Source organism: Pseudomonas sp. NFACC56-3, assembly GCF_900100025.1.
Taxonomy (GTDB): Bacteria; Pseudomonadota; Gammaproteobacteria; order Pseudomonadales; family Pseudomonadaceae; genus Aquipseudomonas; species Aquipseudomonas fluorescens_AA.
On record NZ_FMTK01000013.1, the window covers coordinates 46293 to 66822 of the forward strand.

Annotated in this window: 20 protein-coding genes; 4 read left to right on the forward strand and 16 right to left on the reverse strand. The window is 61.6% G+C overall.

The annotated features are described in order from the left end of the window. Positions 1-21: 21 nt before the first annotated feature. Positions 22-936: a LysR family transcriptional regulator gene (locus tag BLO80_RS18015; protein ID WP_092329173.1), complete on the forward strand. Its 915-nt coding sequence runs from the start codon at positions 22-24 to the stop codon at positions 934-936. 125 nt (positions 937-1061) lie between these two features. Here the strand turns inward: BLO80_RS18015 and BLO80_RS18020 are convergent, their stop codons facing one another. The 9 genes from BLO80_RS18020 to BLO80_RS18060 all read right to left on the reverse strand — a co-directional run bounded on the left by BLO80_RS18020 (position 1062) and on the right by BLO80_RS18060 (position 8768). After that, positions 1062-1538 (reverse strand): DoxX family protein, encoded by a 477-nt coding sequence (locus BLO80_RS18020; protein ID WP_092329170.1) that lies wholly within the window; start codon positions 1536-1538, stop codon positions 1062-1064. Next, a complete protein-coding gene (locus BLO80_RS18025; protein WP_092329167.1) occupies positions 1535-2293 on the reverse strand; it encodes an HvfC/BufC N-terminal domain-containing protein in 759 nt (252 codons plus the stop codon). The genes BLO80_RS18020 and BLO80_RS18025 overlap by 4 nt, the downstream gene beginning before the upstream one ends. Beyond that, positions 2290-3159 carry an MNIO family bufferin maturase gene (locus BLO80_RS18030; RefSeq protein WP_092329166.1) on the reverse strand — a complete coding sequence of 290 codons (870 nt, stop codon included), beginning with the start codon at positions 3157-3159 and terminating at the stop codon, positions 2290-2292. Before BLO80_RS18030 ends, BLO80_RS18025 begins: the two co-directional genes overlap by 4 nt. Before the next feature lie 25 nt (positions 3160-3184). Then, on the reverse strand, positions 3185-3490 hold the full coding sequence (locus BLO80_RS18035) for a BufA1 family periplasmic bufferin-type metallophore (protein ID WP_092329163.1): 306 nt from the start codon (positions 3488-3490) through the stop codon (positions 3185-3187). A 277-nt stretch (positions 3491-3767) separates the two neighbouring features. Beyond that, positions 3768-4469, reverse strand: a complete 702-nt coding sequence (locus BLO80_RS18040; RefSeq protein ID WP_053119042.1) for an ABC transporter ATP-binding protein — start codon at positions 4467-4469, stop codon at positions 3768-3770. Next, complete coding sequence (livG, locus tag BLO80_RS18045; RefSeq protein ID WP_092329161.1) at positions 4470-5237, reverse strand: high-affinity branched-chain amino acid ABC transporter ATP-binding protein LivG; 768 nt, start codon at positions 5235-5237, stop codon at positions 4470-4472. Next, positions 5234-6490, reverse strand: coding sequence for a high-affinity branched-chain amino acid ABC transporter permease LivM (locus BLO80_RS18050; RefSeq protein WP_092329158.1), 1257 nt, complete (start codon positions 6488-6490; stop codon positions 5234-5236). Before BLO80_RS18050 ends, livG begins: the two co-directional genes overlap by 4 nt. Then, positions 6487-7410, reverse strand: a complete 924-nt coding sequence (gene livH, locus BLO80_RS18055) for a high-affinity branched-chain amino acid ABC transporter permease LivH (RefSeq protein ID WP_060738894.1) — start codon at positions 7408-7410, stop codon at positions 6487-6489. Before livH ends, BLO80_RS18050 begins: the two co-directional genes overlap by 4 nt. A gap of 230 nt (positions 7411-7640) precedes the next feature. Beyond that, complete coding sequence (locus BLO80_RS18060; protein WP_092203963.1) at positions 7641-8768, reverse strand: branched-chain amino acid ABC transporter substrate-binding protein; 1128 nt, start codon at positions 8766-8768, stop codon at positions 7641-7643. Between the two features lie 340 nt (positions 8769-9108). Between BLO80_RS18060 and BLO80_RS18065 the strand changes: the two genes are divergently transcribed. Then, positions 9109-9414 carry a DUF2288 domain-containing protein gene (locus BLO80_RS18065; RefSeq protein WP_092329155.1) on the forward strand — a complete coding sequence of 102 codons (306 nt, stop codon included), beginning with the start codon at positions 9109-9111 and terminating at the stop codon, positions 9412-9414. A 299-nt stretch (positions 9415-9713) separates the two neighbouring features. Here BLO80_RS18065 and BLO80_RS18070 read toward each other — a convergent pair whose 3' ends face one another. Continuing rightward, positions 9714-11891: a hypothetical protein gene (locus BLO80_RS18070; protein ID WP_092329153.1), complete on the reverse strand. Its 2178-nt coding sequence runs from the start codon at positions 11889-11891 to the stop codon at positions 9714-9716. 359 nt (positions 11892-12250) lie between these two features. Between BLO80_RS18070 and BLO80_RS18075 the strand changes: the two genes are divergently transcribed. After that, positions 12251-13600, forward strand: coding sequence for a spinster family MFS transporter (locus BLO80_RS18075; RefSeq protein WP_092329150.1), 1350 nt, complete (start codon positions 12251-12253; stop codon positions 13598-13600). A 131-nt stretch (positions 13601-13731) separates the two neighbouring features. Here BLO80_RS18075 and BLO80_RS18080 read toward each other — a convergent pair whose 3' ends face one another. Further along, positions 13732-15255: an MDR family MFS transporter gene (locus BLO80_RS18080; RefSeq protein WP_092329148.1), complete on the reverse strand. Its 1524-nt coding sequence runs from the start codon at positions 15253-15255 to the stop codon at positions 13732-13734. Positions 15256-15324: 69 nt separating this feature from the next. Beyond that, positions 15325-16515 carry a 4-hydroxybenzoate 3-monooxygenase gene (gene pobA / locus BLO80_RS18085; RefSeq protein WP_092329145.1) on the reverse strand — a complete coding sequence of 397 codons (1191 nt, stop codon included), beginning with the start codon at positions 16513-16515 and terminating at the stop codon, positions 15325-15327. 175 nt (positions 16516-16690) lie between these two features. On the opposite strand from pobA, the gene BLO80_RS18090 reads away from it, so the two are divergent. Next, positions 16691-17584 carry a helix-turn-helix domain-containing protein gene (locus BLO80_RS18090; protein ID WP_092329143.1) on the forward strand — a complete coding sequence of 298 codons (894 nt, stop codon included), beginning with the start codon at positions 16691-16693 and terminating at the stop codon, positions 17582-17584. 7 nt (positions 17585-17591) lie between these two features. Here BLO80_RS18090 and BLO80_RS29970 read toward each other — a convergent pair whose 3' ends face one another. The 4 genes from BLO80_RS29970 to BLO80_RS18105 all read right to left on the reverse strand — a co-directional run bounded on the left by BLO80_RS29970 (position 17592) and on the right by BLO80_RS18105 (position 20511). Beyond that, a complete protein-coding gene (locus BLO80_RS29970; protein ID WP_162843733.1) occupies positions 17592-17768 on the reverse strand; it encodes a hypothetical protein in 177 nt (58 codons plus the stop codon). 232 nt (positions 17769-18000) lie between these two features. Beyond that, positions 18001-18360, reverse strand: a complete 360-nt coding sequence (locus BLO80_RS18095) for a DUF5064 family protein (protein WP_092329140.1) — start codon at positions 18358-18360, stop codon at positions 18001-18003. Positions 18361-18423: 63 nt separating this feature from the next. Next, on the reverse strand, positions 18424-19353 hold the full coding sequence (gene arcC, locus BLO80_RS18100) for a carbamate kinase (RefSeq protein ID WP_092329137.1): 930 nt from the start codon (positions 19351-19353) through the stop codon (positions 18424-18426). A gap of 147 nt (positions 19354-19500) precedes the next feature. Next, on the reverse strand, positions 19501-20511 hold the full coding sequence (locus tag BLO80_RS18105) for an ornithine carbamoyltransferase (RefSeq protein ID WP_092329135.1): 1011 nt from the start codon (positions 20509-20511) through the stop codon (positions 19501-19503). Positions 20512-20530: the final 19 nt, after the last annotated feature.

Consider the following 20530-nt stretch of genomic DNA (forward strand, 5'->3'; position numbering starts at 1 on the left):
TTTTCATTTGGAAACAATCCAATGAGCGAAATGGATGACCTGGCGGCGTTCGCCGTGTTGATGGAGGCCGGCAGTTTTACCTTGGCGGCCCAGCAATTGGGGTGCAGCAAGGGCCAGTTGTCCAAGCGCATCAGCCTGTTGGAAAGCCGGTTTTCGGTGGTGTTGCTGCAACGCACCACACGGCGCTTGAGCCTGACGGCGGCAGGGGCGGCGCTGTTGCCTCAGGCCCAGGCGCTGCTGGTGCAGGTGGAAAGGGCGCGTCAGGCATTGGCTCGGTTGAAGGATGACATTTGCGGGCCGGTGCGTATGACGGTTCCGGTTTCGTTGGGTGAAACCTTCTTCGAGGGTTTGCTGATGGAGTTCGCTCGCACGTACCCCAACGTGCAGATCGAACTGGAGCTCAACAACGGTTACCGTGACTTGAGCCGCGATGGTTTCGACCTGGCGATCCGCTCCGACGCCGCCATCGATGAGCGGCTGGTGGCCCGGCCATTGTTGGCGTGGCACGAAATGACCTGCGCCAGCCCGGCCTACCTCGAACACTATGGCGAACCTGAAACGCCCCAGGCCCTGGCCGAGCACCGCTGTTTGCTCAACAGCCACTACAGCGGCCGGGAAGAATGGCTTTACCACCAACAACACGAACTGTTGCGGGTCCGAGTGTCGGGGCCGTTCGCCAGCAATCACTACAGCCTGCTGAAAAAGGCCGCCCTGGCCGGTGCCGGAATCGCCCGGCTGCCGTCGTACCTGCTGCATGAAGCGTTGGCGGACGGACGCCTGCATTGGCTGCTGCGCGACTACCAGACCCGGCGCATGCCGATGTACCTGGTGCACCCGTACCAGGGCGGCCTGCCCAAGCGCACCCAGGTGCTGGCCGACTATTTGATCGACTGGTTCAAGCGCAGTGGCGAGGCGCTGGATCGGCTACAGCGATAACCCGGCCATTGTTACGCCTTGTGGGAGCGGGCTTGCTCGCGAATGCAATTGCATATTCAACATTGTTGCAAGCTGACCCACCGCCTTCGCGAGCAAGCCCGCTCCCACAGGCGTTCCAGCCGCAGTCAGTGGGCGTAACGCTTGGCGATCAGGTGATCGATCGACAACCCCCCCGGTCCACGGGCCATCAGGTAGAGCAAGACCGCCGCCCAGGTGCCATGGGTCGGGTAGGCGTCCGGGTAGACGAACACCTGGATGGTCAAGGTCATGCCGAGCAAGGCCATTGCCGAAAAGCGTGTCGCCAGGCCAAACAGAAGCAGTACCGGGAACACATGCTCGGCAGAGGCCGCCAGGTGCGCGGCCAGTTCCGGCGACAGCAGCGGCAAGGCATATTCGCTTTTGAACAGGGGGATGGTCGAGTCCGCCAGCCGCGGCAAACCGATCTGGAAGGTGCCGTCGAACAGGTCGATGGCCAGTCCTTCGATTTTGGTCTGGCCGGATTTCCAGAACACGGCGGCTATCGAGAAGCGTGCGACGAAGGCGATCAGGCTGTGGGGGATTTTCTCCAGCCATTGAATGAAACCGGCAATCAAGGCGTTCATGGGGATACCTGTTCGGTTAGGAGGTGGGTGATGGCCTGGAGGCGGATGAGCCCCGCCAGGGTCTGTTCCAGGTCAAGATCGATTGAGGCTTCGATGGCAGCCGTCAGGGAAAACCCTTGTTGCAGGGCGGCGATGAACCCATGGGCAGCGCGACTGATCGCAAACACCTCCACGTCCAGGCCGTTGCGCAGCACCAAGGCGTTTTGCGCGGGAAACGTTTCGAACGGTACGGGCGCCTGGTGCTGATGAGCGGCCCAGATCGTCAACACGGCGTAGGGGGATTGCAGCAGCCGCAGTGACGGGTGAAGCCCGATCTTCAGGTGCCCCGCCAGCGTGGGGGACGACAGCGCCGCCACGATTCGTTCTTGCGCCATGGGCTCGGCGTCGGCGGCATGCCAGGCTTGCACATGCAGTCGCTCCAGCCGAGCGACGTCCGCCAGGTAAGGCACACTGGCGGCGGGTTCGAAGTGTTCGATGAACTCGGCAAAGTCGCCCCCGTAGTCGTTCATCACCGGGCTGCGCGGCGGCGTCGATTGGACATAGACTCCGGCCATGGCCCGGAAGAATGCCTCGCCCACCAGTTGCGCCACCACCGGGTAGTTGTCGGCCAGGGCGTTGATCAATGAGCTGAGCACGTTGTTGCGGTACACCGCGAAACGGCTTTCCGGGGCCGCCCCATTGGCGCTGACCAGGCCGGTCGGACATGCCTTGCACGGGTCGAGCAGGGCGGAGGCAAATGCGTGCTGGTTGCTCATGGCCGGGCTCCAGCGGCGCTCAACAGTTGATCGGCCTGGCGTGCTTCGGCCAGCAGCACTTCCCATGCCGGGACGTGGTTGTCGCGCTCGATCAAGGTGGCGACCGGTCCGGTCCGCTCCAGTGCCTGGCGATACAGTTGCCAGACCGCGTGGTCGACGGGGGCGCCGTGATCGTCTATCAACAGGCGCTCACCGAGGCTGTCGGAATCTTCGGCAAAGCCGGCCAGGTGAATTTCGCCGGTCGCTTGCAGAGGCAGGGCGTCGAGGTAGGCCAATGGATCGCGGCAATGGTTGACGCACGAAACGTAGACGTTGTTCACATCCAGCAGCAGGCCGCAGCCGGTGCGACGGATCACTTCGCTCATGAACTGTGGTTCGTCGAAGGTCGAGGTTTCAAAGGCCAGGTAGGTCGCCGGGTTTTCCAGTAACAGCGTGCGCTTGAGGCTGGACTGCACCTGGTCGACGTGTTCGCAGACCCGGTCGAGGGTTGCTGCGTCATAGGCCAGGGGGAGCAAGTCATTGAGGAACACCGGGCCGTGGCTGGACCAGGCCAGGTGTTCGGAAAAGGATTGGGGCTGATAGCGTTCGATCAGGGCGGCCAGGCGCTGCACATGCGCGACATCCAGCGGCCCCTCCCCACCGATCGACAGGCCGACACCGTGCAACGACAGCGGGTACTGTTCGCGTATCAGCCCCAGGAAGTGATGAAGCGGCCCACCGGCCACCATGTAGTTTTCCGCGTGCACTTCGAAGAAACCCAGGTCCGGTCGGGTCTGCAGGACCTCACGAAAATGCGCACTCTTGAGCCCCAACCCTGCCCTTGGCGGCAGCCGGCTATCAGTGGTGAGGGATGGGGCGTTCAACATGGTGGCGGGCCTCAGGCGGGTGCGATCAGGACTTGGCTTTGAACGCTTCGAGCTGGCCGAAACCGGTGGGGGAGGTTTCGCTTTTGGTGGTGGTGCAAGTGCCTTTAGGGACCGATTTCCAAGCGTTGGCCTGATAGTCCATCTTTGCGGTACCGGCGCAGGTGGTGCCGGCCCCGGCGGCGCAGTCGTTCTTGCCTTTGAGGGCAACGCCGAAGCATTTTTCCATGGCGTCGTCGGCTGCGTGAACGGTCGAGACGGCAGTCATGCTCAGGGCAGAACCCAGGGCGAGGACCAAGGCAGCGGCGGACAGGGTACGGGTCGAAGCAGTCATGGTGATTCTCCAGTCTTCAGGGAAATGAACCGGCGTTAGCGCCGGTCTGCTGAACTAGAGAAGGGAGGTGGAAAAGCGTTACAGCGCGATCTCATTATTTTTTAGATACGCGTAACCCCGTGGCGAGGGAGCTTGCTCCCGCTCGGTTGCGCAGCAACCGCAAAATCTTGGGGCCGCTGCGCAGCCCAGCGGGAGCAAGCTCCCTCGCCACAGGGGATTGCGGGCGGTCCGGACAAAAAAAACGGCCCGAAGGCCGTTTCTGTTACTGCGACAGGACTCAACCGCCCAGATACGCCTCGCGCACTTTCGGGTCGGTCAGCAGCGCCTCGCCGGTGCCTTGCATCACCACCCGGCCGTTCTCCAGCACGTACGCCCGGTCGGCGATTTTCAGCGCCTGGTTGGCGTTCTGCTCCACCAGGAACACCGTCACGCCATCCTTGCGCAGTTGTTCGATGATGTCGAAGATCTGCTGGATGATGATCGGTGCCAGGCCCAGGGAAGGCTCGTCGAGTAGCAGCAGCTTGGGTTTGCTCATCAGCGCACGGCCGATGGCGAGCATTTGCTGTTCGCCGCCGGACATGGTGCCGCCGCGCTGGGTAAAGCGCTCTTTCAGGCGTGGGAAAAGGTGCAGGACCTTGTCCATTTGTTCCTGATAGTCGCCCTTGTCGGTGAAAAATCCACCCATGGCGAGGTTTTCTTCCACGGTCAGTCGGGCAAATACCCGACGACCCTCAGGTACCACGGCGATGCTCTTGCGCATGATCTGCGCCGAGTCCTGGCCCACCAGTTCCTCACCCATGTAGCGGATGCTGCCGCTGTGGGCCTGGGGCGAACCGCAGAGCGTCATCAGCAGGGTGGATTTGCCGGCACCGTTGGCACCGATCAGCGTGACGATTTCGCCCTGGCGGACTTCGACGTTGACGCTGTGCAGGGCCTGGATCTTGCCGTAGAAGGTGGAAACGTTTTCGAACTGCAGCATTTACGCTTCCCCCAGGTAGGCTTTGATCACTTCAGGATTGTCGCGGATCTGTTCCGGCGTACCGTCGGCCAGGGGCGTGCCCTGGTTGATCACGACGATGTGGTCGGAAATGCTCATGACCAGCTTCATGTCGTGCTCGATCAGCAGCACGGTGACGTTGTGCTCTTCACGCAGCACGCCGATCAGCGCCTTGAGGTCTTCGGTTTCCTTGGGGTTCAGGCCGGCGGCCGGCTCGTCGAGCATGAGGATCCGCGGACGGGTCATCATGCAGCGGGCGATTTCCAGGCGCCGTTGCTGACCGTAGGCCAGGGTGCCGGCGGTACGGTTGGCAAACTCGGTGAGGTTGACCTTGTCCAGCCAGTACTCGGCGTACTCCATGGCCTCGCGTTCGCTTTTGCGGAACGCCGGGGTCTTGAACAGCCCGGCAAGGAAGTTGGTGTTCAAATGACGATGCTGGGCGATCAACAGGTTCTCGACCGCCGTCATGTCCTTGAACAGCCGCACGTTCTGGAAGGTGCGCACCACACCCTTGCGGGCGATGTGGTGGCCGGGCAGGCCCTGGATCGGCTCGCCGTCCAGCAGGATGGTGCCGCCGGTGGGCTGGTAGAAGCCGGTCAGGCAGTTGAACACAGTGGTCTTGCCCGCGCCGTTGGGCCCGATCAGGGCAACCACTTGCTTCTCTTTCACGGTCAGGGCCACGCCGTTGACCGCCAGCAAACCGCCGAAGCGCATGCTTAAATTTTCAACCTTGAGGATCTCGCGGCTCATTTGCGCAGCTCCATGTGGGGGCGTTGCATAGGCAGCAGACCTTGAGGACGCCAGATCATCATCAGCACCATCAAGGCGCCGAACATCAACATGCGGTATTCGCTGAATTCACGCATCATTTCCGGCAGCAGGATCATCACGATCGCCGCCAGGATCACGCCCAGTTGCGAGCCCATCCCGCCCAGCACCACGATGGCGAGGATGATCGCCGACTCGATGAAGGTGAAGGATTCCGGCGTCACCAGGCCTTGGCGAGCGGCGAAGAAGCTGCCGGCAAAACCGGCGAACGCAGCGCCGAGGGTAAAGGCCGACAACTTGATCACGGTCGGGTTGAGACCCAGGGCGCGGCAAGCGATTTCGTCTTCACGCAAGGCTTCCCACGCGCGGCCAATCGGCATGCGCAGCAGGCGGTTGATGACGAACAGCGCGGCCAGGGCCAGCAACAGCGCAATCAGGTAGAGGAAGATCACCTTGTTGATCGAGCTGTATTCCAGGCCGAAGTATTCGTGGAAGGTTTGCAGGCCTTCGGCGGCGGTTCTATCGAAGCTCAGTCCGAAGAACGTTGGCTTGGGGATGTTGCTGATGCCGTTCGGGCCGCCGGTGATGTCGGTCAGGTTGCGCAGGAACAGGCGGATGATCTCGCCGAAACCCAGGGTCACGATCGCCAGGTAATCGCCGCGCAAGCGCAGCACCGGGAAGCCCAGCAGGAAGCCGAAGGTGGCGGCCATCATCCCGGCGATGGGCAGGCAGATCCAGAAGCTCAGGCCGAAGTAATGGGACAGCAGCGCGTAGCTGTAGGCGCCGACGGCGTAGAAGCCGACGTAACCCAGGTCCAGCAGGCCGGCCAGGCCTACGACGATGTTCAGGCCCAGGCCCAGCATCACGTAGATCAGGATCAGCGTGGCGATGTCCACCGCGCCGCGAGAGCCGAAGAACGGCCACACCAGGGCCACGACGATCAGGCCCAGCACGATCCAGCGCTGGGTGCTCGGCAGGGTCAGGAAGTGGCTGGCCTTGGCCGGGATCACCGGCAGGCCGGGCGAAGACTTCCACGCCGCGCTGATCTGCGTGCTGAACAGCACGCGCACGAACATCAGCAGCGAGCACACGGCGATGGTCGCCAGGATCGCCGGGCTGGTGCCGTGCACTTCCAGGTTGATGCCGACGATGGTCAGTTTAAGACCCAGTACCGGGTAGGCCACGGCCCAGACCAGCAGGGCGCTGAAAAGCGCCGATTTGAGATGCCTAGTCATACTTTCTCAACCTCCGGGCGGCCCAGGATGCCGGTCGGCCGGAATAACAGAACCAGAACCAACAAGCCGAACGCGACGACGTCCTTGTACTGGTCGCCGAAGATGTCGGCGCCAAAGGCTTCCGCCACGCCCAGCACCAACCCGCCGAGCATCGCCCCGGGGATGCTGCCGATGCCGCCCAGCACCGCGGCGGTGAAGGCTTTCAGGCCCACGAGGAAGCCGGCGTTGGGGTTGATCACGCCGTATTGCATGCTCAACAGCACCGCGGCGATGGCCGCCAGGGCCGCACCGATGACGAAGGTCAGGGCGATGATGTTGTTGGTGTTGATGCCCAGCAGGTTGGCCATCTTGATGTCCTCGGCACAGGCGCGGCAGGCGCGGCCGAGGCGGGAACGGGAGATGAACAGCGTGAGGCCGAGCATGGCGACCAGGGTCACCACGAACACCACGATTTGCATGTAGGAAATCAGCACTTCATGTGCCCCGCCTGGCCCGATGGCAAAGTTGCCCGGGATCAGGTTGGGAATGGATTTGTCCTTGGAGTCTTGGGAAAGCAGTACCGTGTTCTGCAGGAAGATCGACATGCCGATGGCGGAGATCAGCGGGATCAGACGGTTGCTGCCGCGCAGGGGGCGGTAGGCGATCCGTTCGATGCTGTAGCCATAGGAGCTGGTGACGACGATGCTCGCGAGAAACGCCGCGGTCATCAACAGCGGGACACTGTCGAGTCCCATCATGCTCAGCCCGGCGATGGCGATGAACGCCACGTAGGAGCCGATCATGTACACCTCGCCGTGGGCGAAGTTGATCATTCCAATGATGCCGTAGACCATCGTATAGCCGATGGCGATCAGGGCATACGTGCTGCCAACGGTCAGGCCGTTAACCAGCTGCTGGAAGAAGTGATAGATGTCAGGCATTACAGCGCTCCTAAAAACCTGATACGCATTTCACTGGTGGAGTCATTTTCCCGCCCGGGCCCCGTGGATCTGCATCCACTTCGAACACGAGGTTTGCCAGCGAACCGCTGATGACGGTTTTGAGATTTTCAGGTGGGGAGGCTGGCGGATCACGCCAGCGCGGCCCAATACTTTTAAAACAAAGCCCACGGCACGCCGTGGGCTTTATTGGCAGTCAGTCAGGCCAGGCCTTACTGAGGCGAAGCTTCGGTTTTAGGTTTGCCGAAATGCCACTCGTAGACCACGAACTTGAAGTCCTTCAGGTCGCCCTTCGCGTCGAAGCTCAGGTCGCCCGTTGGCGTCTTGAAGGTGCCGGCGTGGATGGCTTCAGCCACTTTGCCTGCGTCTTCGCTCTTGGCTGTGGTGATGGCCTGGGCAATCACCTGGACAGCGGAGTAGGACGGGAACACGAACGGACCGCTCGGGTCTTCTTTCTTGGCCTTGAACGCGTCAGCCAGGGCAACGTTGGCCGGATCCTGGTCGAAGGATTTCGGCAGGGTCACCAGCAGGCCTTCGGAGGATTCCTTGGCGATTTGCGAGATGGAGTCGTTACCCACGCCTTCCGGACCCATGAACTTGGCCTTCAGGCCTTTTTCCTGGGCTTGACGCAGGATCAGGCCCAGCTCCGGGTGGTAGCCGCCGTAGTAGACGAAGTCGACGTTGGCTTGCTTGAGCTTGGCGATCATCGAGGAGAAGTCTTTGTCGCCGGCGTTCACGCCTTCGAAGACGGCCACTTTCACGCCTTTGCCTTCGAGGGTTTTCTTCACGGCGCTGGCGATGCCTTCACCGTACTGCTGCTTGTCGTGCAGGACCGCAACGATCTTCGGCTTGACGTGGTCGGCGATGTAGTTGCCGGCCGCAGGGCCTTGGGCGCTGTCCAGGCCGATGGTACGGAAGATCATCTTGTAGCCGCGAGCGGTGATGTCCGGGCTGGTAGCCGCCGGGGTGATCATGACCACGCCTTCGTCTTCGTAGATGTCGGAAGCTGGCTGGGTGGAGCTGGAGCACAGGTGGCCGACCACGAACTTGACGCCGTCGTTGACGACTTTGTTCGCGACCGCGACCGCTTGTTTTGGATCACAGGCGTCATCGTATTCGACGGCGACGAGCTGCTTGCCGTCGACCCCGCCCTTGGCGTTGATCTGTTCGATGGCCATTTTCGCGCCACTGAACTGCATGTCGCCGTATTGGGCTACAGGGCCGGTCTTGGGGCCGGCGATGCCGATCTTGATGGTGTCGGCGGCAAACGAATGGCTGGCAACCCCGGCCAGAACCATAGCGGCAAACAGTTTGGAAATCTGCTTAGTAGCCTTAGTCATAGTGCTCCACTCATGCTGTTGTAGTTTTTATAGTCCTGGCGCCGTAGCAGCAGAACCGGGTCAGATATCTTGGATACCCACGCGGAAAATGCCCCCGGCAACTGTACCGGTACAGTGTAGAGCGCCCATTGTTGGCAAGGGAAGCTGGCGCTTGGGGGCAAAACCTGGGGGTGTCGCTTAATTGAAAGAAAAAGACAGAATAGCGGCGGGGGTTGTCCGGTCGTTTCGGCAATCCTTGGCTTTCCTGCGCTTTTCAATCGGTACTGCAATTTGCTACCGGGTTTTTCTGCCAGACCACCGACGTTATCATTCGCGCCGATTTCTTTTCCGGACAGCTCCCATGAATCAAGAACCTAGCACCCTCTATGCCAAGCTGCTTGGAGAAACCGCATCCATCACCTGGAAAGAGCTGGAGCCGTTCTTTGCCAAGGGTGCCCTATTGTGGGTCGATCCGGCACTGGATTTGATCGCCGCCGCCGAGGCCGTCGCCCGGGACGAAGGTACCAAAGTCGCCGCCTGGCTGGCCGCCGACCAGCTCGCCAAGCTGTCTGAAACGCGGGCGCTGGATTTCCTGGCGCGCGATCCGCAGCTTTGGGCTGTGGTGGTTTCGCCGTGGATTATGATCCAGGAAAGGGCGTCGAATTGATCGATGCACCAAGTTGGTTCGTGTTTTTTGTGTTTGAAAAAGTGTGTAGGTGAGTAGCGTGATAGCACCCTGCCGTGGCGAAACGCCACAGGGCAGGGTGACGTATACGTAACGGGAACAGTTTATGGGGCAGCCTTTGGGCTGCTCAATTGTTTCTGGATGTTGTCTCGGTGGTGTATTCAAGGCCGCCTTCGCGAGCAAGCCCGCTCCCACATGGCGCCGCGTTTCTTCAGAAAAATGCGGTCCACTGTGGGAGCGGGCTTGCTCGCGAAAGGGGCGACTCGGTCTTGTGCCTGGCCTCAGTAAGTCCTGCCAGTGTGGTTATTTAAGGAAATGACCTTGGTCTTGCCAATGCGGTGACGGTAGATCTCGCGCAGGTACTTGATGGATTTCTTCACGCAGTCGCGGGACAGGCGGATGTCGTTGATCGAGACGAACTTGTCCTTGTCATTGATCAGCTCGCGGTACTTCTTCTCGTACATCGGCTTGATCGCGTACCAGTTGGTGTCGAGGATCTTCGCCGGGTTTTCGAACTCGTTGAGCAGGTCGTCGATGCGTGCTTCGTCGAAGTCTTCATTGATGATGAAGTCCAGGATCGAGTTGTCCAGGGTGTCGTCGAAACGGTACGGGGTGCGGGCGAAGCAGCGTTTGATGAAGGCCACGATCAAGGTCAGGAAATCATCCGACAGGCACGGGCTCTTGGCGATCAGGGTGGTCAGCGACAGGTTCGCCGAGGCGCCGATCACCAGCGCGTAACGCTTGAGCGTGGTGTTGGGGAACAGGCTGTTGAGGTGGGTCTTGAGCCGGTTCAGGTCCATGTAGGACAGCTTGTAGTCCTTGGGCAAGGAGACGATGGACACCACCGACGAGCAGTTCTTGAAGAAGTGCAGGTCATGCAGGGCCGCGGCGTCGTAGCCGGAATTCTTGTATTGCTCCAGCGAGGCACGGTAGCGCTTGGATTCGATCGGCAACAGGCTGATGCCTTCGATGGCCTGGGTGACTTTGTTGAAGTGCGGCAGGTCGATGGAGCGGAAGAACAGGTCGTCGATGTTCAGGCGCGGCGGCTCTTTCTCGAACACCTTGAACTTGTCGCCGCTCGGTGCCGGGGTTTCCGGGACGACAGACTCGGCGTAGGCGATTGCCACCGGGCCGGCCAGGCTCATGAACAGGTCGTTGGCGTCCAGGCGAATGGTTTCGCCGATGTCGATGCCGGCACGGCGGAAGTAATTCTGGTCGTAGTCGGTGGTGACGGCCTGGGCCGTCAGGATGTTGAAGATCTGCTGGGAGATGTACTGGTTGGCGTGCTTCTCCATGGCATTGACATCGATGTTCTGAATGTTGCCGTCATCGCTTTCTTCGGCGTAGCGCATGATGTCGTTGGAGATCAGCATCATCGCGTTCCATGGACGGATACGGCCCATCACGCTGGCTTCGCTGCTGTCTTCATTGGCGAAGTTGTACGAGAAATCCCATTCTTCCGACAGGTACTTGCACAGCAGGCGTCCGGCGTTGATGTGCAAGGCTTCGGACATTTCGCTGCGGTGGTCGGAAATGTTCGGCAGCACGCAGATGCCGCTGGTGAAGATCGGCTCGAAGACGAAGGAGTGGCCGCTCTTGCTGTCGTGTTCGTCCATCGGCTTGGTGTCGAACGTCTTGTTCATGTACGAGTACTGCTGGGCCAGGCCGAACTCCGAAGCCATGCCCGAACCGGTACCGCCGCCGGCGCTGAAGATCGAGAAGTACAGGCGCGACTGGTTGGCCTTGATGCCGCAGCTGTCGATCAGGTACGAGTGGATCATTTTCCAGTCGGGGCTGGAGAAGCGCTGGGTGTCCTTGTTCAGGATGATCTTGGCCAGGTACTGGCCGAGGATCGGCGCGTTACCGGCGCCACCGGCGTGGACTTCCGACAGGTCCATGATTTTCATCTTGCTGTAGTCGCGCAAGAAGCCGCTTTTTTCGCCCTTGCGCGAGAAACGGATGCGCCCGGCGATGTCCTTGTCCAGGTCGCCGAGCATCACCAGCGGCTCCACCAGGAACACCGGCTTGCTGGCCTTGCTGGGGCCCAGGCGCAGGTTGTTGCGGATCCATTGTGCGGGGCTGTAGCCCTTGTCGCTGTAGCCTTTGTCTTCGGCGTTGAATTCGTTGAGGTAGAACTTGCGGGCGTTGTACACCAGCTCGGCCACGTCCAGGGCGATGTTGGAGCCGCAGCGACCCAGACCGATCAGGCACACCGACGGGAACTCCTGTTGCGCACGGTCGTATTCGTCGTCCACCAGGTGCGGCGGACGCGGGAACACGGTGTCACGCAGGCCGTCGAGGTTATCGAGGATACGGTCGGTGTTGGTTTCGGTGAAATACAGATATTGCTGGGTCGACAGAGGGCGCGGGGGGCTCGACGGCTTCGAGGCTTCCGGGCCGTTGGCGGCGGGGCTCAAGGTCAGATCGGATACCGCAGTGGCTGTTTTTTTTGAGGTCATTGTGCGCCATGTGCCTGAACGGGTGGCTCGACGAATGCGTCATCGAACGCTCACGGATGGGAATTCGCGCCTGGATAAACGCGAAAATCGGTCCGAGCGGCCAGGGCTGCGGCCTGAGCAGCGCTCGGGATATTCTTTTTCTTGATCACGTTGGATCGGCCACCGGACTTCGATCTTTAACCAGCAAAAGGCAAAATGGTGGCAATGGTTACAGGCGCTTGATCGGCATCAAGAAATACGCCGCGTCCCATGGGGGGGTATCAGTCTTGCGAATGATTGGAGACAGCGCCCGTAGCGCTGTCTAGATTGCATATCCAGGCCACGGACCGTTGGCCCATAACAATAAAAGAGACGGACCCATGCAGAACTCGACCCAAGCGGCGAATGCCTGGCGCATTCTGTTCCTGTTGTTCCTGGCCAATCTGTTCAATTTCTTCGACCGCACCATCCCGGCAATCATCATCGAGCCGATCCGCATGGAGTGGAGCCTCAGCGACTTCCAGATCGGCATCATCGGCACCGCCTTCACCATCGTTTATGCCATTGCCGGCTTGCCGCTGGGGCGCATGGCCGATACCGGTTCGCGCAGCAAACTGATGGGCTGGGGCCTGGCGGCCTGGAGCGGACTGACGGCGGTGAACGGCCTGGTAGGCAGTTTCTGGGCGTTCCTGGTGGTGCGCATGGGCATCGGCATCGGCGAGGCCAGCTATGCGCCAGCCGCCAACTCACTGATTGGCGATCTGTTCCCGGCCCACCGCCGGGCTCGGGCGATGGGCATCTTCATGCTCGGCCTGCCCCTGGGCCTGCTGTTGGCGTTTTTCACCATTGGCGCGATGGTCAAGGCGTTCGACAGCTGGCGTGCGCCGTTCTTCATCGCGGCGGTACCGGGGCTGGTGCTGGCGGTGTTCATGTTTTTCATCAAGGAGCCCAAGCGCGGTGCGGCGGAAACCGTGCAGGTCTCCCAGGAAAAGATCGACAAGCCGGTGCGCCGGGTGCTGGCGATTCCCACCTTCCTGTGGCTGGTGCTGGCGGGGCTGTGCTTCAACTTCGCCACCTATGCCTGCAACTCCTTCCTGGTGCCAATGCTGCAACGTTATTTCCTGATGCCGCTGCACGAGGCGGCCGTGGCCACTGGCATCATGGTGGGCGTGACGGGGTTGTTCGGGCTTACCTTGGGCGGCTGGGTCGCGGACAAGATCCACCAGCGCGTGCCCAACGGCCGCCTGCTGTTTGCAGCGTTCAGCCTGGCGATTTCGACGGTCACCACGGCGTGGGCGCTGCATGCCGGGCGCATTGAAATCGGCGTGTTCGTGGCGGTGTTCAGCGTGGGTTGGCTGTTTGCCTATAACTTTTACACCTGCGTCTACACCGCGATCCAGGACGTGGTGGAGCCGCGCCTGCGCGCCACGGCGATGGCGTTGTACTTTGCCGGGCTGTATTTGCTCGGCGGCGGCCTGGGGCCGGTGGTGGTGGGCGGCTTGTCCGACTACTTCGCCCGCATGGCCATGGCCACCGCGGGTGTCGACCAGATGACCGAAGCATTCAAGGCCATCGGCCTGCACGACGCGATGTACCTGATCCCGGTGGCGCTGCTCTTGACCATGGTGTTCCTGTTCCTGGCGTCACGCTGCTTCGTGCGCGATGCCAAGCGGATGAAGGATGGGATGAGCGCGGAGGTTATGTCGCAGGGTGTCGCGGCGACGGCCTAAAGAGATTTTGTGGCAACGATGCTTCCGTGGCGAGGGAGCTTGCTCCCGCTCGGTTGCGCAGCGACCGCAACATTTTTGGGGCCGCTTCGCAGCCCAGCGGGAGCAAGCTCCCTCGCCACAGAGGTGGTGTGTTAGAGGTTACCAACCTTCTCATCCCGCCCACGCAGCAAGCGATTGGGCATCGCCACCGCGGCCGCCAGTCCCAACAGCGATACCGCCGCGCTGATCAACAGCAAATGCCGGAATGTCGCCTGCAATGCCTGGCGCAAGGCGTTCCGGGCCTCGCCCGGGGCGGCGTTGAGGCCGTCCAGCAAGACGTTGCCGGTATGTCCTTCACCGATCAGCGACGCACCGGCGAATTGGGCCAGGCTTGAGTCCTGCAGCAAGGCCAGCAGCAACGCTGACATCAGGGCTACGCCCACCGCGCCACCGAGGGAGCGGAACAGGTTGGTGGTGCTGGTGGCGACGCCGATGTCCTGTTGGTGGACGGCGTTCTGTGAACCCACCAGCGACGTCGGGAACTGCATACCGGAGGCGATGCCGCTGAGCAGCATGAACAGGCTGCTCAGCCAGAGCGCGTCAGGCGCAGTGAAGGCCATGCCGAGGATGGCGAAGGGGAGGAGCAGTGCACCGCTCAGGATCATCGGTTTGTAGCGTCCCGTGACCGAGGTCCGGCGACCAGCGAAATACGCACCGATCGGCAGTCCTATGGCCAGCGGCAACAAGTGCAACGCCGCACTGTCGGCACCGGCGCCGGTCACGCTCTGGAAGCGCAACGGCACCAGCACCGTCAGGGAAATCGCCTGGAAACTGGTGAAGAACACCGTGCACCAGCACAGCACCGCGCTGCGGTTGGCGAACAGGTGCATCGGCAGCAACGGTTCTCGCGCCCGGCGCTCGTACCAGGCGAACGCCCCCAGGGCTATCCCCGCGCAACCCAGTAATCCGAGCACTTCACGGCTGTGCCAGGCATGGCCCTGGCCGACCTCGGTGATCCCCAGCAGCAACGTCGTCAGGCCAATGATCAGCAACACGGTGCCCAGGTAATCGATGATCGGCGTGCGTTGCGGCACGGGCAGCCCCACCAGGGTACGTCGGGCCACCCACCAGGCCGTGAGGCCCAGCGGCAGGTTGATCCAGAACACCCAGCGCCACGACAAGTATTCGGTCATGTAGCCACCGAGTACCGGCCCGGCCACGCTGGCCACCGCGTACATGCTGCTGAAATACCCTTGGTAGCGACCCCGCTCGCGGGGCGGGATGATGTCGCCGATGATCGCCTGGCTCACCGAAATCATCCCGCCGGCGCCGATGCCCTGGACGATCCGCGCCAGCACCAGTTGCTCCATGTTTTGCGCCAGGCCACAGAACAGCGAGGCCAGGGTGAACAGGCCCATGCCGAACAGCATCAACGGCCGACGTCCGTAGAGGTCACCGATCTTGCCGTAGATGGGCACCGCCACGGTCATGGCGACCATGTAGCCGGAAATCACCCAGGCCAGCAGGCTGACGTCGGCAAATTGTGCGGAGATGGCCGGCATCGAGACGGCGACGATGGTCTGATCCAGGGCACCCAGGAAAATCGCCAGCATCAGGGCCACCAGCACGCTGCGGATGGCCGGTTTCGGAGCTTGGGGTGTATTGAGCTGAGTCACGGCAGAACCTGCGGGCATTGCGCCGAAGAGGCGAATGGGACGAAGCCCGCAGTTTAAGTCGGTAGGCGGCTATTCGATAGCCTCGTAAGGAAGTCCGACGTAATTTTCCGCAATGGTTTTTCGGCCGGCCTCGGAGTCGAGGAAGTATTCGAGCTCGGCTTCGCTGATGCGCTGGTTGAAGGCATCGTCGTCGAAGCGGTGCAGCATCGAAGTCATCCACCACGAGAACCGTTCGGCTTTCCAGACGCGCCGCAGGCAGATGGCCGAATATTGCTCCAGCAAGTCCACACGGCCGTCGCGATAGACCTTGAGCAGGATGTTGAACAACGTGCTGACATCGCTGGCGGCCAGGTTCAGCCCCTTGGCCCCGGTCGGTGGGACGATGTGGGCCGCGTCGCCCACCAGGAACATCCGCCCGTACTGCATCGGCTCGACCACGAAGCTGCGCAGCGGCGCGATGCTTTTCTCGATGGACGGGCCGGTCACCAAGGCTTCGGCCAGGTCGGTGGGCAGGCGGTTTTTCAGTTCATGCCAGAAACGCTCGTCCGGCCAGTCGGCCACTTGCTCCTCGGCGGGGACTTGCAGGTAGTAACGGGTGCGGGTCTTGGAGCGCATGCTGCACAGGGCAAAACCGCGGGCGTGCCGAGCGTAGACCAACTCTTCGTGAACCGGCGGGGTGTCGGCCAGCACGCCGAGCCAGCCAAACGGGTAGACACGCTCGAAAACCTTGAGTTTTTCCGCCGGAATGGACTGTCGCGCCACGCCGTGGAAACCGTCGCAACCGGCAATGTAGTCGCAGTCCAGGCGCAAGGTTTGCCCTTCATGTTCGAAGGTCACGAAAGGGTGCTCGGTTTGCATGTCGTGGGGCTGGGCGTTGCTGGCCTGGTACAACGTGCGGGCGCTGGCGGCTTCGCGGGCGGCCATCAGGTCACGGGTCACTTCGGTCTGGCCGTAGACCATGACGTTTTTACCGCCAGTCAGGCCCTTGAGGTCGATGTGCACCCGCCGGTCGTTGAGCACCAGTTCAAAGCCGTCGTGGGGCAGCCCTTCGGCGTCCATGCGTTGGCCGACGCCAGCCTGGCGCAGCAGTTCGACCATGCCTTGCTCCAGCACACCGGCGCGGATACGGCCCAGTACATAGTCCGGGGTCTGGCGCTCGAGGATGACAGTGTCGATGCCGGCGTTGTGCAGCAACTGGCCGAGCAGCAGGCCAGAGGGGCCGGCGCCGATAATAGCGACTTGGGTCTTGAGGGTTTTCATTGTTCTTATGACTCGCACGAAGCACGCGACCACGGTCGGTGTTGATTATTAGAAATCGAGTGCCTACATTTTTCGCTTGCGGACCTGTCAGTTGAAGGGGAAAACTGAGCCGATACCTGTACTTTCTGCCAATTGGTGCGATTATCGCCCGCAACCCCAGGCCCGGATCCACGTTATGAAAAAACCTGATCTGCCTTCGATCCCGGTGTTCAAGCTCTACGGTGAGAGCCAGGAATGGCCGACCCCGGACCTGCTGCACTGCGAAACCATCTCCAAGCGCAGCCGCGAGCATCACTGGGAAATCAAACCCCATCGGCACGCCGATCTGTGTCAGTTGTTGTTTGTCTTCAAGGGCCAGGCGGAACTGGAGATCGAAGGCCGGCGCACGCAGGTCACCGAGCCGGCCGTGCAGATCCTGCCGCCGCTGTCGGTCCATGGCTTTCGTTTTTCCGAGGATGTGGAAGGTTACGTGGTGACCCTGGCGGCGCCGCTGGTCACGCACCTGCAAGCGCAACTGGGGCATTCGGTCAATGTGCTGGCCCAGGCCGAAAGCTACCCCGCCCTCGAGAATGCCGAGTATCTCAACAGCCTGTTCAGCGCGCTGCAGAATGAATACATGGGGCACCAGCCGGCTCGGGAAATGCTGATGCATGCGCTGGTCAGCGTGATCATGGTCTGGGTCAGCCGCCAGGTGATGCAGCGACACACCCAGGCCCAGCGCCCGCAAAGGGCCCGGGAATACCTCAACGGGTTCATTCAGTTGGTGGAAGAAACCTATCGCGAGCACGTCAAGGTCGAAGACCTGGCCCACCGCCTGGGCATTTCCGTGTCGCACCTCAACGGCACCTGCCGGGAACTGGCGGGGCAACCGGCGTTGCAGATCATGCATGAGCGCCAGTTGTTGGAAGCCAAGCGCCTGCTGACCTACACCGGCATGACCATCTACGAGATCTCCGAACTGCTCGGGTTTTCCGACCCGACCAACTTCACCCGGCTGTTCCGCCGGCGCGTCGGCATCTCGCCCAAGGCGTTCCGGGACCGGCTCAAGACCGATCAGCAGGACGACTGACCACGCCTCAGCGCAGGGCGTTCAGGGTTGCGCTGTGGGGGATGCAGCGTTCGAAGTTGCAGCTGGCGTATTCACGGGGCAGTTGCCTGGCCTGCTCGACCCGGTAGGCCGCAGTGCCATACAGCGCAAGCGTGGCGGCGCAGGTGACGAAAATAGCGAGGCGTCTTCTTGTTTTGATGTTCATGGCGGTGACCTCTGAACGAATACCCGGGGGTACTGCTTTCAGCATAGGTCAGCCGTGACGGGTTGCCAGCCAGGCGATGAGTGTGTTTAACCCACTATTCAGAACATTGATGGCCCTTGTGGGAGCGAGCTTGCTCGCGATGAGGGTGGGTCAGTCACTATGTGTCTCGACTGAACTACCGCTATCGCGAGCAAGCTCGCTCCCACAGGGATAGAGGTGTTTTTTGGGCGGGTTATGCCAGGTGCTCTGGCTTCATCGGATCGCCCGGCTTGACGTCCAGTTGCTGGCGCACGTCTTCGAACATTTTGTCGTAGTACTCGTGCATCGAGCCGATGCTGGCAGTCTTGGGCAGGCCATATTTCTGCGCGATGCGCGTGGCGTGGCGGGCGAAATCGAAGGCCTGGTCCTTGGCCAGGAAGAAGGTCTCGTCCAGGGACTTGTCCTCCACCGTGCCATGCACCCGGAACGACATGCCGCTGCCTTCCTTGGGGTCCTGCGCAACCTCGTAGTCGATGCACAGGTTGTAGCTGAAGTCATCCTTGTTCAGCGCGTGGCGTTCCATGTGCAGGTGACCGGGTTCGAACATGGCCATAAACGACTCTCCTCGAGGGCGTGGGTGTAGGGCAGACCCCGGATCCGCCCCGCAAGTTTCCTGTCATCGATAAGCGATGCCAGGCGTCGACGTGCTGATGCGGGTGCCGGCCTGGCCCTGGACGATAGCATCGATGTCCGACAGCGACCCGATCACCGCGACCTTGCCCGTGTTGCGCGCGAACTCGCAGGCGGCCTGCACCTTCGGCCCCATGGAGCCGGCGGCGAAGCCGAGCTTTTCCATTTCGTCGGGGTGGGCCTGGACGATGGCTTTCTGGGTCGGCTTGCCGAAGTCGATGAACGCGGCGTTGACGTCGGTGGCGATCACCAGCAGATCGCTTTCCAGCTGTTCGGCCAGCAGCGCCGAGCACAGGTCCTTGTCGATCACCGCTTCCACGCCCTGCAGCTTGCCGTCGGCGTCGTACATCGTCGGAATGCCGCCACCGCCGGCGCAGATCACGATGCTGCCTTTTTCCAGCAGCCACTTGATCGGACGGATCTCAAAGATGCGCTTGGGTCGTGGGCTGGCGACCACCCGGCGGAACTTGTCGCCGTCCGGGGCGATGGTCCAGCCGTTTTCAGCCGCCAGCTTCTGCGCCTCTTGCTGGCTGTAGACCGGGCCGATGGGCTTGGTGGGGTTCTGGAACGCCGGGTCATTGCCATCCACTTCGACCTGGGTCAGCAGTGTGGCGAAGGGGACTTCGAAGTCCAGCAGATTGCCCAGTTCCTGTTCGATGATGTAGCCGATCATGCCTTCGGTTTCGGCGCCGAGCACGTCCAGCGGATATGGCGTGACCGCGGTGTAGGCCGCCGCCTGCAACGACAGCAGGCCGACCTGCGGTCCGTTGCCGTGGGCGATGACCAGTTGGTTGCCGGGGTGGATCTTGGCGAGCTGTCCGGTCGCGGTGCGGATGTTGCTACGTTGATTGGCAGCGGTCAGGGGTTCACCCCGACGCAGGAGGGCGTTACCGCCCAGGGCAACGACGATGCGCATGATGCTGTCCTTCAAAAAAATGGACGAATAACGCGGTCTCTTGTGGGAGAGCTTGCTCGCGATAGCGGTGTGTCAGTCGACATCAATGTTGCCTGTTCCTGCGCCATCGCGAGCAAGCTCGCTCCCACAGTGATTCGCGTCGGGCATTCAGATATCCGCCAGCGCCGACACCAGGATCGCCTTGATGGTGTGCATGCGGTTTTCCGCCTGCTCGAAGGCGATGTTGGCCGGGGATTCGAAGACCTCTTCGGTCACTTCCACGCCGTTGGCCAGGTTCGGATAGCGGGCGGCGATGTCCTTGCCGACCTTGGTTTCACTGTTGTGGAACGCCGGCAGGCAATGCATGAATTTCACCCGCGGGTTGCCCGAGGCTTTCATCATTTGCGCGTTGACCTGGTAGGGCAGCAATTGCTCGATGCGTTCGTCCCAGGCTTCCACCGGTTCGCCCATGGACACCCAGATATCGGTGTGGATGAAGTCCACGCCCTTGACGGCGGCCTTCGGATCTTCGGTGATGGTGATGCGCCCGCCGCTCTCGGCGGCGAAGGCCTGGCACTGGTCGATGAAATCCTGATGCGGCCATAGGGCTTTCGGCGCGCCGATGCGCACGTCCATGCCCAGTTTGGCGCCGATCATCAGCAGCGAATTGCCCATGTTGTAGCGGGCATCGCCCAGGTACGCGTAGCTGATGTCATGCAACGGCTTGTCGCTGTGCTCGCGCATGGTCAGGGTGTCGGCGATCATCTGGGTGGGGTGGAATTCGGCGGTCAGGCCGTTGAACACCGGCACTCCGGCGAACTTGGCCAGCTCCTCGACGATCTCCTGTTCGAAGCCCCGGTACTCGATGGCGTCGAACATCCGCCCCAGGACCCGGGCGGTGTCTTTCATGCTTTCCTTGTGGCCGATCTGCGACGACACCGGGTCGATGTAGGTGACGTGGGCGCCCTGGTCGTGGGCCGCGACCTCGAAGGCACAGCGGGTGCGGGTCGAGGTCTTCTCGAAGATCAGCGCGATGTTCTTGCCCTTGAGGTGCGGTTGTTCGGTGCCGGTGTACTTGGCACGCTTGAGGTCGCGGGACAGGTCCAGCAGGTAGTGCAGCTCGCGGTGGGTGTGGTGCATCAAGCTCAGCAGGCTGCGGTTGCGCATGTTGAAAGCCATGATATGGATCTCCTTGGGT

Coding starts and splice junctions, on each gene's coding strand:
- BLO80_RS18025 (WP_092329167.1), bottom strand. CDS start 2,293: ATGAGCAACCAGCACGCATTTGCCTCCGCCCTGCTCGACCCGTGCAAG.
- BLO80_RS18020 (WP_092329170.1), bottom strand. CDS start 1,538: ATGAACGCCTTGATTGCCGGTTTCATTCAATGGCTGGAGAAAATCCCC.
- BLO80_RS18070 (WP_092329153.1), bottom strand. CDS start 11,891: ATGACCTCAAAAAAAACAGCCACTGCGGTATCCGATCTGACCTTGAGC.
- BLO80_RS18105 (WP_092329135.1), bottom strand. CDS start 20,511: ATGGCTTTCAACATGCGCAACCGCAGCCTGCTGAGCTTGATGCACCAC.
- BLO80_RS18060 (WP_092203963.1), bottom strand. CDS start 8,768: ATGACTAAGGCTACTAAGCAGATTTCCAAACTGTTTGCCGCTATGGTT.
- BLO80_RS18035 (WP_092329163.1), bottom strand. CDS start 3,490: ATGACTGCTTCGACCCGTACCCTGTCCGCCGCTGCCTTGGTCCTCGCC.
- BLO80_RS29970 (WP_162843733.1), bottom strand. CDS start 17,768: ATGAACATCAAAACAAGAAGACGCCTCGCTATTTTCGTCACCTGCGCC.
- BLO80_RS18095 (WP_092329140.1), bottom strand. CDS start 18,360: ATGGCCATGTTCGAACCCGGTCACCTGCACATGGAACGCCACGCGCTG.
- BLO80_RS18090 (WP_092329143.1), top strand. CDS start 16,691: ATGAAAAAACCTGATCTGCCTTCGATCCCGGTGTTCAAGCTCTACGGT.
- pobA (WP_092329145.1), bottom strand. CDS start 16,515: ATGAAAACCCTCAAGACCCAAGTCGCTATTATCGGCGCCGGCCCCTCT.
- livG (WP_092329161.1), bottom strand. CDS start 5,237: ATGAGCCGCGAGATCCTCAAGGTTGAAAATTTAAGCATGCGCTTCGGC.
- BLO80_RS18075 (WP_092329150.1), top strand. CDS start 12,251: ATGCAGAACTCGACCCAAGCGGCGAATGCCTGGCGCATTCTGTTCCTG.
- livH (WP_060738894.1), bottom strand. CDS start 7,410: ATGCCTGACATCTATCACTTCTTCCAGCAGCTGGTTAACGGCCTGACC.
- arcC (WP_092329137.1), bottom strand. CDS start 19,353: ATGCGCATCGTCGTTGCCCTGGGCGGTAACGCCCTCCTGCGTCGGGGT.
- BLO80_RS18030 (WP_092329166.1), bottom strand. CDS start 3,159: ATGTTGAACGCCCCATCCCTCACCACTGATAGCCGGCTGCCGCCAAGG.
- BLO80_RS18015 (WP_092329173.1), top strand. CDS start 22: ATGAGCGAAATGGATGACCTGGCGGCGTTCGCCGTGTTGATGGAGGCC.
- BLO80_RS18040 (WP_053119042.1), bottom strand. CDS start 4,469: ATGCTGCAGTTCGAAAACGTTTCCACCTTCTACGGCAAGATCCAGGCC.
- BLO80_RS18050 (WP_092329158.1), bottom strand. CDS start 6,490: ATGACTAGGCATCTCAAATCGGCGCTTTTCAGCGCCCTGCTGGTCTGG.
- BLO80_RS18065 (WP_092329155.1), top strand. CDS start 9,109: ATGAATCAAGAACCTAGCACCCTCTATGCCAAGCTGCTTGGAGAAACC.